This window comes from Aquimarina discodermiae (assembly GCF_040786235.1).
GTDB lineage: Bacteria > Bacteroidota > Bacteroidia > Flavobacteriales > Flavobacteriaceae > Aquimarina.
The window spans coordinates 1-14,186 of record NZ_JBFMKP010000019.1; the positions used below are offsets into that span (position 1 = coordinate 1).

Sequence of the window (14,186 nt, forward strand, 5' to 3'; positions counted from 1 at the left end):
ACCCTAAATGTGACAGATGCTGGGGGTGATAAAGGTGTTGATTTGGATACTACTTTTGCTACCAATGCACAACTTACGGCTTCAGATGCAGCAGATCTGGATAAAGATGCGACTAATGAATTGAACACAGCGGTAGCACTTGACGGTACTACCCTAAATGTGACAGATGCTGGGGGTGATAAAGGTGTTGATTTGGATACTACTTTTGCTACCAATGCACAACTTACGGCATCAGATGCAGCTGATTTGGATAAAGATGCGACTAATGAATTAAACACAGCGGTAGCACTTGACGGTACTACCCTGAATGTGACAGATGCTGGGGGTGATAAAGGTGTTGATTTGGATACTACTTTTGCTACCAATGCACAGCTTACGGCATCAGACGCAGCAGATCTGGATAAAGATGCGACTAATGAATTAAATACGGCTGTTGCTCTTGACGGTACTACCCTAAATGTTACCGATGCTGGGGGTGATAAAGGTGTTGATTTGGATACTACTTTTGCTACCAATGCACAACTTACGGCTTCAGATGCAGCAGATCTGGATAAAGATGCTACTAATGAATTAAACACGGCTGTTGCGCTTGACGGTACTACCCTAAATGTGACAGATGCTGGGGGTGATAAAGGTGTTGATTTGGATACTACTTTTGCTACCAATGCACAACTTACGGCATCAGATGCAGCAGATCTGGATAAAGATGCGACTAATGAATTGAACACAGCGGTAGCACTTGACGGTACTACCCTAAATGTGACAGATGCTGGGGGTGATAAAGGTGTTGATTTGGATACTACTTTTGCTACCAATGCACAACTTACGGCTTCAGATGCAGCAGATCTGGATAAAGATGCGACTAATGAATTAAACACGGCTGTTGCGCTTGACGGTACTACCCTAAATGTGACAGATGCTGGGGGTGATAAAGGTGTTGATTTGGATACTACTTTTGCTACCAATGCACAGCTTACGGCTTCAGATGCAGCTGATTTGGATAAAGATGCGACTAATGAATTAAACACAGCGGTAGCACTTGACGGTACTACCCTGAATGTGACAGATGCTGGGGGTGATAAAGGTGTTGATTTGGATACTACTTTTGCTACCAATGCACAGCTTACGGCTTCAGATGCAGCTGATTTGGATAAAGATGCTACTAATGAATTAAACACAGCGGTAGCGCTTGACGGTACTACCCTGAATGTGACAGATGCTGGGGGTGATAAAGGAGTCGATTTGGATACTACTTTTGCTACCAATGCACAGCTTACGGCTTCAGACGCAGCTGATTTGGATAAAGATGCTACTAATGAATTAAACACGGCTGTTGCTCTTGACGGTACTACCCTAAATGTTACTGATGCTGGGGGTGATAAAGGTGTTGATTTGGATACTACTTTTGCTACCAATGCACAACTTACGGCTTCAGATGCAGCTGATCTTGATAAAGATGCGACGAATGAACATAATACTACTTTTTCTGTTTCTGGAGCAAATCTTCAAATTATTGATGGTGGTGGAACGTTATCTGTTCCTTTGACCAATTTAGATTCTGAAGTTACACAAGTGGTCACTACCGGAAATACCATAGCAACGCATAAAAGTGTTTCGGGTACATCAACAAATATTATAGAAACCATCACAGATCTTAATGATGATAACACTATTAGTGGCACCAATACCTCTTCATCTACTACTGCATTTAGAATTTTAGAATACGAAGACGAAAATGGAGCTTCAGAACAGTTTACTACTTCTATTACCGGACAAAGTTTTGATGAAAATACCGATGTGCTAACCATTTCAGAAAATAATATACTTACAGAATTTGATTTAAACCATTTAGGAGATACTTGGGCAAAACAAGGAACAATCTTATCCGCAGATCTCAGTGATACTAATATATACAAAAATGGAAATGTAGGTATAGGGGATTTTTCAGGAAATAGCATCGATGCTAACTTACATGTTGATGGAACAGGAACCCTGGTAAGAATTGGAGAAACCTCCGGCACTAAATTAGACGTCATAACTGCTGGTAACAATACTACTCTTCAGGCAACTTCTGCGGCAGGAACAGGAAACATGACAATTAGTACCGACGGAGGTGACTATATCATTAAAGGAACACCTGCCACAGAAAACGGACAGTTACAAATGCAGCCTTACCAAAATGAAAACACCGATTTTTCAACAAATAAAGTTCCCCAAGCAGGATTAGCTGTAGAAACCGATGGAGACGTTATTATGGTACCCGTTATATATGCTGCTGGTAAAATAAATGGTGACGGGTCTGTTGCATCCATTTATAATGCATCTATTACCAGAGACAATACCGGAGATTATACAGTGACATTTAGTACGCCTTTATCAAGCGCTAATTATATTATTCAGGTTTCACATCTTGATTGTGGTGGTAATTGTCCTCCAGCTGGAGGCAATAATTATGATGATCCCGGAATCTCCTATTATAATCAATCCGTAAATGGGTTTAGTGTTAATATTGGAGATAGCGATAATGGAGGTAATGCTAAGGTAGATGTTGATCTCGAGTTTATGTTTTCAGTTATTAGACTCCCAGGAATAGGTTTTTAAAACTATATCACAACAACAATGATCGTGTAATAAAAGAACATATATAAGTTAATAAACACCAAAACAATGATTAAAAAGACCCTACTTATTGCATTACTTTTTATTTCCTGGATAGTGTCCTCTCAGTTAGATCCCAATACCTTATTACGGCTACCCGTTGCTAATGATACCGATATCAATCTAACTACGCCAACTTCTGGATCTGTAGTGTACAGTTTGGATACTAACCATATATATATTTATACGGGTAGTGGCTATGAAAAAATATCTACAGGACCACAGGTATATGTGGGTTCTTTTCAAATTTCGGCTACTGGTGATCTGGATATTACTGGGTTACCGTTTCAACCTTCATCCATCATATTTACCGCTTATGCCAATATTGAATCAAGCGATATTAATGATGATAATGATGCAATTCCTGATGCTGATAATGACAATACTTTGGCTAATTCTTTTGGTAGTATGAAAGGTTATGCCAGAGATGATGGCGCTACCATTTCTGAACAGGTCATCTGTAACGGAGGTAACGGAAACTCGATCAACGATATATCTCGATATGCGTCCAGCTCACATTGTATTGGAGTGAGATACGGAAACCAAAACGGAGATCAAGTGGGATTAACGACTGCAACCTTGTCAAGTTTTAATACAGATGGGTTTACTATTAATACAGATAATTTTTCTGATGGGCTTTTGGTAATCTTTGAAGCACATCGCTAATAAAAAAACTATGAAATATGATACTTTACTTAGATTTAGCCGGATTCTAATGATCTTTTCGTTAACAGCTCATAGCCAATTTCATATAAAGGGCACTTTACATATTGCAGAAAAAGGACAATTATCATTTCATACAGATTTGATTAATAATGGAGATTTTGATGATAATTATGGAAGAACCTTTTTCTATCATGCAGATCGAGAACTAACAGTTTCAGGAAACAACAAACCTGTGTTTTATGATATGACAGTTCACGTCATAAACGATTTATATCTGGAAGTACCAGTAGGTATAACGCGATTCAAAGAGTTTATTAGCGGAAGAATACATACGCCAAGGGATATACCTACAATTTATTTAGGTTTTAAAAATGATGCCCCATACCTGGGTGAAACCAATACAGCCCATATTGATGGGTATTCATCTAATAAGGGATTACTAGACTTTACTTTTCCTATTGGAGATGAATACATGCTTCGCCCCATGAAGATCGAAGCAGGAGGATCTTTGGGAAAAGCATTAGGTGCTTATTTTTCTGAAAACCCCAATATTCCGTCTACGTTTACTCATAATTTTGACACCTCGAAACATGACCCTTCTATTGCTATAATAAGCACTTATGAGTTTTGGGATCTAAATAGCACAACAGAAACTAAGGTAACACTTACCTGGAACACCGATAGTCATATTGCCTCTATGGCTGGTGATCTTTCGCATTTGCGAGTGGTAGGATGGAGCATACAAGAACAAAAATGGGTAAATCTGGGGAATACTTCTTTTTCAGGAGACTTTACCAATGGAACACTTACCTCTTCTTCTTTTTTACCCGACAATTATGAAGTATTAACCATTGGATCGGTTTTAAAAAACGGAGATAACATTTTGGTGTATGCAGCTATGAGTCCAAATGGTGATGGTAGTAACGATACTTTAATCATTAGAGGTATCGAATCAGATCCTAATAACGAAATTACCATTTACAATTTATGGGGAGTGCAGGTATATCATAAAAAAGGATATGATAATAGCTGGACAGGAGTCTCTGAAGGTCGTGCTACCATTCCCTCTAAAAAAGATCTCCCAGCAGGAACTTACTATTATATTCTAAAACTAAGTGACCAACCCAATCAAGCAGGATATATCTATATACATAAGTGATTCTATAAGTCTGAAACAATGATAGTTAATATTTTGTATGGGGGCATTTTATAAATTACTAACTAAACCAGTACAGCTACAGACATCATCTACTTTGCGTAATTACCTAAAATACATTAATTTAGCAGTCCCAAAACATACTATATGCCCAAATTTACTTTAGGATTTTTTTTGATAATAACGTTCATAACCACCTATGCTCAGGAAGTTATATCTACTCAAGGAGACTCTTACATTAATGAAAGTGGAACTATGGACTTTACCATTGGAGAAGTTGTGATTCATACTTCCACCAATCTTACCCAGGGATTTCACCAAACGAATTGGAATTTTGTCGGCCAGGAATATCACGTTTCAAGCTTTGATGTAGTTATATTTCCTAACCCAACTGAAGATATTTTAAATATTCAAACCACTGCTTTCAAGAATGTTACTTATTCAATTTATGATGCGCTTGGCAAGCTAGTTTTACGAGATAAACTTTTTGTAGAACAAACTTCTATAGGTACGAGTCATTTATCGTCTGGATTTTATTCGTTGATATTAAGTTATGAAGAAAAACGTCTAAGAACATTTAAACTGGTTAAAGTAAAATAAACGAGATGATTATGAGAAAAGTTATACTATTATTCTTTATTATACTAACTGTTTCTTTTAGTGCATACAGTCAAACTCCAGAAGGGTTTAAATATCAAGCTGTTGTGAGAAATTCAGAAAACTTGATTCTTAATAATCAAGATGTTGGTATACGATTAACGATTCAACAAGGTGCGATTGGTGGTACGGTGGTCTATACCGAAACGTTTGCAACAACTACCAATACCTATGGATTGGTAAATCTTGATGTTGGTTCTGGCACTACCACAGATAGTTTCGCTAATGTAGATTGGTCAAACGGTCCGTATTATATTGAAACAGCGATTGATATTGAAGGAGGAACAAAATTTGTAGTAATGGGCACTAGCCAACTTATGAGTGTTCCGTATGCGCTACACTCCAAAACTGCAGAAAATGCTATTAATGACCTGGTAACTGATGCTGATGCAGATCCTACAAATGAAATCGAATTACCCACAGGAGGAACTAACGGACAGGTATTAGCAACCGACGGAAGCGGAAACTATAGCTGGGTAAATGATAACGATACAGATGATACCAATGAAATTGAATTACCCACAGGAGGAACCAACGGACAGGTATTAGCAACCGACGGAAGCGGAAATTATAACTGGGTAAACGATAATGTAAATGATAACGATACAGACGCTACCAATGAAATTGAATTACCCACAGGAGGAACTAACGGACAGGTATTGGCAACCGATGGAAGCGGAAACTATAACTGGGTAAACGATAATGTAAATGATAACGATACAGACGCTACCAATGAAATTGAATTACCCACAGGAGGAACCAACGGACAGGTATTGGCAACAGATGGAAGCGGAAACTATAGCTGGGTACATGATAATTTAGGTGTTTATACTGCCGGAACGGGAATAGCCATTAGCGGTGGTAATGTAATAAGTACCACTAATGCTTGTGGATTGTTAATAGGAGATACACATCAGGGAGGTATTATATTTTATCTTGATCCTTCGGGTTGTCATGGATTAATTAGTATGGCAACAGATCAAAGTATGGGAATCCAATGGTATAACGGAAGTAACATAGATACTTATGCCTACGGAAATGGTATTGGAAGTGGAGAGGGAAATGCCCAAGGAATACGCAGGTGGCAAGGTGAATGTACTTCTTGTTATGCAAGTGAGTTATGCCAGGACTTAGACTCGGGTGGTTTTACAGATTGGTATTTACCTTCTAGATACGAATTAAACTTAATGTATCAGAATATCGGTCAGGGAAATGCTTTAGGGCTTGGCAACGTAGGTAATTTTGCTGATTCTCCTTATTGGAGTTCTACAGAGTATGATACTAACGAAGCTTGGTTACAGATTTTTAACACTGGTTTTATTGGCAAAATACTTAAACTTAATACCTTTAATGTGCGTGCTATACGTGCTTTTTAAGAATATATAGCGCTATCCCTCGTCTTCGAATGAGTACGGTTAACAATCGGCTGTTATACCTTGTCAGATAAGTGTGATAAAATAAAAATAAGGGGTCAGTTACATTTTTTGATGTAGCTGGTTTTTTATGAGTTAAGAAAAAGCTTTTTATATGTGAATATACTACGAAGTTAAAAACTTCTTAGAGCAATGAGGTGTGTCCATAAGGTAGGTAGCATTTCACTATGGGGGGGGGGCTTGCAGAACTACTTTGATGGATTAAACAAGTACTTCGAGCAATTATTTTAATACTTGTCATCCCTTCTTGAAATACTTCGAAGCATTAATCTTATGCTTATAAGCGTTACTTTAGTACTTAAAAGTCCTAAAAAACTGGTTAGAAGCATTATTTTATGGGGTCATAACTAGTATTTTGATCCTTCGAATTACTAAAGTAACACTTCGAACTACTTTGGGTAGGGGTAATATGTATTACAATACCTCATCTTTGTATTTATATAATGTTTAGAAGTGTTACTCTATTGGTTAGCATCATTATCTTTCCTTACTTTTATATATAGCTATGCTACAAAGTTGCAAACTGTATAAAGCCATCATCAAAACTCATAAAGCAATACGGCTTTTATATTTGATCAAATTCACTAAAAATCAAATTTTTATAAATTAAGCGTAGATCGGTACAAGTCAACTACCTCGGAGCAAGCTCACGAGGCATCCAGCTGAAAAACAGTTTTTACATTTCGAGGAAAGCCTCTGAGAATTAAACTCCACAATGTGGATTAAATATTAACCTTAGTTCGATTAATCTGAAATGCGTCAGTTTGAGTGAAATTCTGTTAAGAATTTTGCCCTTCGACAGACTCAGGGTGACTAGGTTTTTTGTTCTGAAAACTTTGTCATCTTGAGCTTGCCGAAAGACCGATACAATTTTTCTCCGCTTCACTATGAAAAATCACTACCATTGACGCTTTTTATAGAATACTTGATATTAATCGAACTCGGGTTATTAAGATAAAAAAAACACCGATTTCAGGGATTTATTATTAGGGAAAATCCTCCTATTTTTTCGTGATTTACTAGTAAAAAACAGTTTATAGTTTTGGTTTTCTAAAATCAAAAGCTACTACTGTGGTAGCTTAAAGAAAAATGTTCAACTTAAATTTAAATAAAAGTATGAAAAAGCTAAAACTATTTACACCAATCGCCATGATTTTATTATTGGGCTCCTGCGAAAAAGATCAATTGAATACCAATGATGAGCCTGTAGAATCCAATGAAAATATCAAAGAAATTGATGAATTGTATTCTGCTAAATCTTCTAATCGCCCATTTTTAATTGGCCATAGCTTTCAAGGATCTCCAGGATGGGTACGTTCGGGAGATTTTAATGGAGATGGTAGAGATGATATCATTTCGCCAGGAGGACAAACCATGCATATCAAACAATCTACAGGTTCAGGATTTGTAAGCAAACAACATACAACTACTCATCGTTGGGGCGGTAGTGGTTATACCTGAATGGCAGATACTGACGGAAATGGAAAAGATGAATTAATCACTGCTATGGGTATTACCATTATAAAAAGAGAGTGTATCAAAGGAAATGAATGGTCTTATACAACATTAACTACTGAGCAGCATTGGGGCTCAACTGCCTACAATTTTGTAATGGACTACCTAGGTGATGAAAGTGATCAGACTATTGTTTTGTAGATAATTGGACCAGATGGTTATCATAATTTAGATCTTCATACATTTAATAGCCCGTTTCAATAAAAAATATGAAGATGGGTTTATCGCAAATTAATTCGCCCATAATCCCCAAAAAGTTAACAACTCACTGATGTTCGAATGCATGTGACTTCGCATGGTAAACAACAAATACAAAAAAATCCCCAAAGGTTTTCGAAACCTTTGGGGATTATATCCTAACCTATATTTTAAATACGGGTTACACTGCTTTCTTAAGTGCCAATATATAACCTAAATGAATGCCCTCATGAAAATTATTAAAATGGATGGCATCTTCTAGAGATTTTAATACAAATCCCGTACTGGTTTCATATGCATTGTAGTTTTCAAAAATACCTTTGGCAATATCTTTTTCTGTTTGGTCCAAAGTGGTAAACAACAATTCTTTTACTTTGGCCACTTCTTCTGCAGTAACCTCCCCTTCTGCTTGTGTACCTTTACGGTATTTGTCTACCATCTCGTCATCAACCATCATAGGCAATCCACTTAATTTATACGCTAATAATTGTTGTGTGACTACAATATGAGCAATGTTCCAGATCAGGTTGTTTTTAAAACCCTCTGGGACTTTATTAAGTTGGTCTAAGGTATGATTATCCAGAATTTTTTCTACTATTTTTCGGTTCACACGAGTGATTACTAATGGATCTTGCATGGCGGTCATAATTTTTAGCCAAAAATATAAGTTTTATTGAGAAAAGAATTTCCTTTGTGGTGTTTTTAACAATGTAAATACATCCTCATGAAAAAAATATATCACCTGTCTACCTGCGATACTTGTAAGCGCATCATAAAAGAGTTGCAACCTTCTTCTGATTTTATACTACAAGATATTAAAACAGAAGTTATTACCGAAGATCAAATAGAAGAAATGTATCGTTTGACAGGGAGTTATGAAGCTTTATTTAGTAAAAGAGCACGCCTATATAAAGAACGTGATCTTAAAAATAAAAATTTGTCTGAAGAGGATTATAAAAATCTAATCCTAGAGCATTACACCTTCTTAAAACGTCCTGTGATCTTTGTTAATGACCAAATTTTTGTAGGTAACAGTAAAAAAGTGGTTGAAGCAGCAAACAGTGCTATTAATGGATAAAAGAGTACTTGCACTTCTTGCCGCTCTTGGTGCCAGTTTGATTTATGCCATTAATCATACGGTTGCCAAAGGTGTTATGCCCACTTATATTAAACCCTTTGGATTTATTATGTTACGAGTAGTAGGTGCATCTCTATTGTTTTGGATAGCTTCGATTCGTGTTCCCAACCAAAAAATAGAACGAAAAGACTGGCCAAGACTATTTGTTTGCGCCATTTTTGGAATGGGTATTAATATGTTGATGTTTTTTAAGGGTTTACAACTATCTACTCCTATCAACAGTTCTGTAATGATTACCATTTCACCAATTTTGGTATTTATTTTATCGGCTATCTTTATAAAAGAAAAAATCACAGTATTAAGAACTCTTGGAATTATTCTTGGTTTTACAGGAGCTTTGGGACTTATTTTATTTGGTGCCGAAATTCGACAAGATGCACCCAATATCCCTTTGGGAAACATTATGTTTATTATTAACGCAGCATCCTATGGAGTATATCTATTGCTGGTTAAACCCCTCACCCAAAAATATCATGGAATAACGTTAATGAAATGGTTGTTCCTAATAGGAATAGTTGTCAATTTTCCGGTTACCTTTTCTGAATTTAGTGAGGTTGCATGGACCTCCCTGCCTTTTGAAGCCATTTGGAAAATGACTTTTGTAGTGGTATGTACCACTTTTCTAACCTACCTGCTTAATATATATGCTTTAAAGAGCTTAAAAGCTTCTACCCTAGCGGCCTTTATCTATTTACAACCGCTATTGGCTATTGTCTTTGCTATTACAATGAAAGCAGATTCGTTAAATCTGGTAAAAATTGTATCTGCTTTACTAGTTTTTATTGGAGTTTATCTTGTAACCAAGCCTACAAAAAAATTAGACTCCTAAATCTGATTTAGGTCAATTGGTTTTTTAGCAAATTTTCTGGTATGCTCTTTGGTCAAAACCTTGAAATCACTAGGTCGTTCTACAGCATCTAACAATTTACTTATTTCTTCTGGCAATGGGATTAATTTTCTTGTTCCAAGATCCATCCAGGCTCCCATCATCTCACATTGCGCAAAATTTCGGCCTTTATAATCATAGTAATTATGTCTAAATTCGAAGAACATTCCATCTTCACTTAGTCCAGGAATTTCTAGCGAAACTTTAACTGGTTTTCCATAAAAAACTTCCTTAAAATAATAGATATGCTCATAAAATACTACAGGCCCAATATTAAATTTGGCAAGCAGACGTTGATCAAATCCCTTCTCGGTCAAAAATGACATTCGAGTGTGCGCTGCAAACTCTATATATGCTTTGTTAGCTAAATGACGGTTGGCATCAATGTCATTCCATCTAATTTCAAAATCTTTTATGTACATTTTTTGTGATTTAGAATACAAAAGTACAAAACATTTGCTATGCGTGCATATAAAATAGTTAAACATCATTTATAAATGTTTTACTGCAACATACTTATTGTAGTGTTTTACTTTAATGTCTTACCACAATTCTTCTAAAGACTGATTGCTTCGGAAAGAAATACCCTTTTATCCAATACACACCATTTTCAAGATCTTCGACCCCAATTGATCTTGTTAAATTTGCACCAAAATAAGTTTTTTTCTTCTTTCCTCCTTTATCGTAAATCTCAAGTGCTTTAAGACCTTCAAAACCGGTTATGGTAAAGTAATCAGATACCGGATTAGGATATATCGCAAAAACTACATCTGAAGAATCCAAAAATTTAACCGTCCTCGTTAGTTCTGAAATACTTAGCTGAAAATTTTCTGATTCAGTACCAGAAATTTCATCCTGCGTGTTCATGGTTTGAGCTGTTATATTCGAAACCGCAATAATTGCTATCAGCGTTACTTTTTTACAAAACGCATAAGTGTAATTTCCCCTCATAAAAAATATGGTTTTACCGTAAAAAATTAAAATGTAAATAAACATCTTTTTTCATCAAGTATAAAAGCTTTAAACTTAAAATTTAACCTGATTTCAATAAAAGTTTATTTTATTAAATATTCATTATTTATATATGTTTTTAACGTTAAGCAGAATATCATCTTTTAATCAAAAAGTATCATCAAAGACAATAATAGTATAGAATATAACAAGCACGAAACGGCTTATATGGGGAGTGTTATTTTTATTCTATACTGTTAAGATACAAAAAAGATTACTAATAATTTATAACTCTTCTAAGTTTCTTATTTCTTACAAAAATAATCCATTTACCTAAAATAAAATATTAGTTATCATCTTATTTTTCTATTTATTGGGAAAATGCTATTTTTTAAGTTAAAATTCCATACATCTACATTTTATGGTGTCATTTTTTATTGATATTACAATAGTATCTTAACAGATTACTTCCATTTAATGCTTGATAACAACTTTTCTTAGCAAGGATTCCTTTGGAAAAAAGTATCCCTTTAACCAATATAACCCTTCCTGAAAATCTTCGACAGAAATAGATCTGGTAAGACTCTCTCCTATGTAAGAGCGTATTTTTAAGGGCGCAAATAAACATCTTTTTATCAAGTAAAAAACTTTATCTACGAAACAACAGGGCAAACACATTTAAAATCTCATTAGTTCACTTCTGTATTTTCTATTTACAAGTGCTTCCAGTTTCTTGTGAGATAATGGTTTGTTCATAGATTTATCATTTTTCAATATGCTTAATGCCGATTTGAAAATGATATTGAAGTTTTCAGCAGAATTTCCTGCTCTTTTTCTAGAGTAGTCTTCATTGAAAGATACGTCTAATATCCAATGTAATTGGTTTTCGGTAGACCAATGTTAGAGAGCTAAAAAGTACTTTATGAAAAAAAACACTCCTTTTTTTAACCTTACTTACATCCTGGTTAGGTTTTGCTCAAGAAAAATTTACGATAAGCAGATAGATAAAAGATCAATCTAATGGCAAGACGCTTTCGGGAGCATCTATTTTCTTGGAAGGCAGTTCTATCGCAACTGTAACAAACGAATATGAATTTTATTCACTAACCGCCCCTGAAGGTAATTATACCTTGATCATTTCATATCTGGGCTATAAAAACTTAGAGGAGCCTGTTGTTTTAAATAAAAATATAAAGTTCAATTCTGAACTTTTGGAAGATGCCGGGCAATTAGATCAAGTAATTATTACTGCAGAAGAATCCAAAAAAGTCGACCTACGTACTCCACAAATGAGTGTGGCAACCAAAGCTAAGCTTGTATTTACTAATGATAGACATTGTTCAAGTTTGTTTACTTCGCAACTAAAAATATTCTGAAGAAATAAACAACTCCTTTACATAACTGGAACTTGATTAACAATTACATATTAAACACCTATTATGCAATAGAAAATCTATTACATCTTTGAATTATTGCAAATACAAAAGTTACACTTGGTTTTTTAATTTAACCATAGTATTTCTGCTCAAGATAAACTGTTAAGCTAAAACTAAGAAAATCATTACATTTATGATATATCAAAGTTTCATACCGAAGTTCTAATGCATAATCTAGGTTGCATTGAGAGATCGCTTAGCTCTTGATTTAGAAACTAATCCCCAAGAGAGCACTCCTGGGGATTACCCCTAAGACGGGGGTTATAATTAAAAAAATCGTCACTTATGGAGCGGTTCCTTTATAACTTTAGACACCATAAGCATAATTACAGTAAAATCAATATAAGGTATGCTAATTGACTCCTCTTAAAATGGGTTTAGTATGGATTCTTGGGTACGTACATAAAAATTACGCATGATAGTCGCTATTCGTCCTTGAGAATCCGTGGCTCGAACACTAAATCGATATGTTCCTAAACGGCTACCACCCGATAATCCCAGCGTTTCTTGAATGTTCTCGTTTTGTCCCCATTCATATGGCGCATATCGTTCTGTTCTAATTTTGTTACCATCAATCCAAAATTCCACTTGTGTTATGGTAGCTCCCCCAAAAGAGCGTGCATCTACTTCTAGAGGTAGGAAATCATACCCTTCAATCATAAGGCTTGGAATATTAGTTGCAAAATTCACATAGAAGAACCCTAAATCTTCATTCTCAGAAGTACTGGCAAAAAGAACCGTTCTTTTAATAAATTCCTCATACTCTTCTGTAAGATTTGTAATAGGCGTGGTATGCCAATTAACTTTTCTATTAGTAAAACCGATTCGCTCTAAATTATTTACATTCATTTCCATTCCTGGTATTATGCGCAACCAAATTGTACCTTGAAGAAAATTACCACTATCTAATAAAAAATAGGAATTTCCGTCAATTGTATGCCATCGATTTACATTGGGTGTTAATCTATTAAAACCATCTAGTGGATCCGTAATTAATTGCCATCTTCCATTCGTAACAAGTCTGTATCGATCTGATTGTAATTGACCATTTCTCGGGTATGACAAAATTCCATTGCTGAATACAGGAAGCAGCAACGCTCCATTAGCAAGACGATCAATAGGAATGGATTCGTCGTTTACGTCTGTAAATATTTGAGAATACCTACTTCCCTCAATCAAGCTATTTGAATCAATTGTTACGGGATTTAATGCAGTGATCGCCCCGTTAGATTTAATTTCCTGAGCAAGCTTTTGTGAGACTTCTGCAGTATCTACTAAATCCGAATTAATTTCTTCTGTAGAACATGCCACGAACGCTAAGGCTAACCCAAATACTAAAATTCTGTTTTTCATAATTTGTGTAATTTATTTTTGGTTAAGTATGTAAAGTCTGTAAAGAAATTAAAAACTTACAGTTATTATGTTTTTTAACTTTTTATTTGTAATATTTTAACAATTTGCAATAAATAATCGATTAGAAAATAAAGCGGGT

At 35.3% G+C, this 14,186-nt stretch carries 14 protein-coding genes; 10 read left to right on the top strand and 4 right to left on the bottom strand.

The annotated features are described in order from the left end of the window. From ABW636_RS13325 to ABW636_RS13355, 7 genes are all read left to right on the top strand, one after another. Window positions 1-2,601 (top strand): beta strand repeat-containing protein (locus ABW636_RS13325; RefSeq protein ID WP_367590528.1); only part of this gene is annotated, 2,601 nt, incomplete at its 5' end. Window positions 2,602-2,667: 66 nt separating this feature from the next. Next, entirely contained in the window at window positions 2,668-3,324 is a 657-nt protein-coding gene (locus tag ABW636_RS13330; RefSeq protein WP_367590529.1) for a hypothetical protein, read from the top strand. Window positions 3,325-3,334: 10 nt separating this feature from the next. Beyond that, on the top strand, window positions 3,335-4,483 hold the full coding sequence (locus ABW636_RS13335; RefSeq protein WP_367590530.1) for a T9SS type B sorting domain-containing protein: 1,149 nt from the start codon (window positions 3,335-3,337) through the stop codon (window positions 4,481-4,483). 144 nt (window positions 4,484-4,627) lie between these two features. Continuing rightward, window positions 4,628-5,080 (top strand): T9SS type A sorting domain-containing protein, encoded by a 453-nt coding sequence (locus tag ABW636_RS13340; protein WP_367590531.1) that lies wholly within the window; start codon window positions 4,628-4,630, stop codon window positions 5,078-5,080. An 11-nt stretch (window positions 5,081-5,091) separates the two neighbouring features. Further along, window positions 5,092-6,513, top strand: coding sequence for an Lcl domain-containing protein (locus ABW636_RS13345; protein ID WP_367590532.1), 1,422 nt, complete (start codon window positions 5,092-5,094; stop codon window positions 6,511-6,513). 1,173 nt (window positions 6,514-7,686) lie between these two features. Continuing rightward, window positions 7,687-8,031: a hypothetical protein gene (locus ABW636_RS13350; protein ID WP_367590533.1), complete on the top strand. Its 345-nt coding sequence runs from the start codon at window positions 7,687-7,689 to the stop codon at window positions 8,029-8,031. Continuing rightward, window positions 8,032-8,226, top strand: a complete 195-nt coding sequence (locus tag ABW636_RS13355; protein ID WP_367590534.1) for a hypothetical protein — start codon at window positions 8,032-8,034, stop codon at window positions 8,224-8,226. A gap of 238 nt (window positions 8,227-8,464) precedes the next feature. On the opposite strand, the gene ABW636_RS13360 is transcribed toward ABW636_RS13355, so the two are convergent. Next, window positions 8,465-8,929, bottom strand: coding sequence for a DinB family protein (locus ABW636_RS13360; protein WP_367590535.1), 465 nt, complete (start codon window positions 8,927-8,929; stop codon window positions 8,465-8,467). A gap of 78 nt (window positions 8,930-9,007) precedes the next feature. Between ABW636_RS13360 and ABW636_RS13365 the strand changes: the two genes are divergently transcribed. Beyond that, window positions 9,008-9,361 (top strand): arsenate reductase family protein, encoded by a 354-nt coding sequence (locus ABW636_RS13365; RefSeq protein WP_367590536.1) that lies wholly within the window; start codon window positions 9,008-9,010, stop codon window positions 9,359-9,361. Next, entirely contained in the window at window positions 9,354-10,250 is an 897-nt protein-coding gene (locus ABW636_RS13370) for a DMT family transporter (RefSeq protein ID WP_367590537.1), read from the top strand. The genes ABW636_RS13365 and ABW636_RS13370 overlap by 8 nt, the downstream gene beginning before the upstream one ends. Here the strand turns inward: ABW636_RS13370 and ABW636_RS13375 are convergent. Both ABW636_RS13375 and ABW636_RS13380 read right to left on the bottom strand, forming a co-directional pair. Further along, window positions 10,247-10,798 (bottom strand): acyl-CoA thioesterase, encoded by a 552-nt coding sequence (locus ABW636_RS13375; protein WP_367590538.1) that lies wholly within the window; start codon window positions 10,796-10,798, stop codon window positions 10,247-10,249. The genes ABW636_RS13370 and ABW636_RS13375 overlap by 4 nt on opposite strands. Window positions 10,799-10,841: 43 nt before the next feature. Further along, window positions 10,842-11,258, bottom strand: a complete 417-nt coding sequence (locus ABW636_RS13380) for a T9SS type A sorting domain-containing protein (RefSeq protein ID WP_367590540.1) — start codon at window positions 11,256-11,258, stop codon at window positions 10,842-10,844. A 1,004-nt stretch (window positions 11,259-12,262) separates the two neighbouring features. Between ABW636_RS13380 and ABW636_RS13390 the strand changes: the two genes are divergently transcribed. Then, window positions 12,263-12,634 carry a carboxypeptidase-like regulatory domain-containing protein gene (locus tag ABW636_RS13390; RefSeq protein ID WP_367590643.1) on the top strand — a complete coding sequence of 124 codons (372 nt, stop codon included), beginning with the start codon at window positions 12,263-12,265 and terminating at the stop codon, window positions 12,632-12,634. Window positions 12,635-13,060: 426 nt separating this feature from the next. Here the strand turns inward: ABW636_RS13390 and ABW636_RS13395 are convergent, their stop codons facing one another. Further along, window positions 13,061-14,047 carry a hypothetical protein gene (locus ABW636_RS13395; RefSeq protein WP_367590542.1) on the bottom strand — a complete coding sequence of 329 codons (987 nt, stop codon included), beginning with the start codon at window positions 14,045-14,047 and terminating at the stop codon, window positions 13,061-13,063. Window positions 14,048-14,186 lie beyond the last annotated feature (139 nt).

Bases quoted from the DNA above. Each gene is read 5' to 3' on its own strand.
- ABW636_RS13375 (WP_367590538.1), bottom strand. From the start codon at position 10,798: ATGATGTTTAACTATTTTATATGCACGCATAGCAAATGTTTTGTACTT.
- ABW636_RS13340 (WP_367590531.1), top strand. From the start codon at position 4,628: ATGCCCAAATTTACTTTAGGATTTTTTTTGATAATAACGTTCATAACC.
- ABW636_RS13350 (WP_367590533.1), top strand. From the start codon at position 7,687: ATGAAAAAGCTAAAACTATTTACACCAATCGCCATGATTTTATTATTG.
- ABW636_RS13345 (WP_367590532.1), top strand. From the start codon at position 5,092: ATGAGAAAAGTTATACTATTATTCTTTATTATACTAACTGTTTCTTTT.
- ABW636_RS13365 (WP_367590536.1), top strand. From the start codon at position 9,008: ATGAAAAAAATATATCACCTGTCTACCTGCGATACTTGTAAGCGCATC.
- ABW636_RS13370 (WP_367590537.1), top strand. From the start codon at position 9,354: ATGGATAAAAGAGTACTTGCACTTCTTGCCGCTCTTGGTGCCAGTTTG.
- ABW636_RS13380 (WP_367590540.1), bottom strand. From the start codon at position 11,258: ATGAGGGGAAATTACACTTATGCGTTTTGTAAAAAAGTAACGCTGATA.
- ABW636_RS13335 (WP_367590530.1), top strand. From the start codon at position 3,335: ATGAAATATGATACTTTACTTAGATTTAGCCGGATTCTAATGATCTTT.
- ABW636_RS13395 (WP_367590542.1), bottom strand. From the start codon at position 14,047: ATGAAAAACAGAATTTTAGTATTTGGGTTAGCCTTAGCGTTCGTGGCA.
- ABW636_RS13355 (WP_367590534.1), top strand. From the start codon at position 8,032: ATGGCAGATACTGACGGAAATGGAAAAGATGAATTAATCACTGCTATG.
- ABW636_RS13330 (WP_367590529.1), top strand. From the start codon at position 2,668: ATGATTAAAAAGACCCTACTTATTGCATTACTTTTTATTTCCTGGATA.
- ABW636_RS13360 (WP_367590535.1), bottom strand. From the start codon at position 8,929: ATGACCGCCATGCAAGATCCATTAGTAATCACTCGTGTGAACCGAAAA.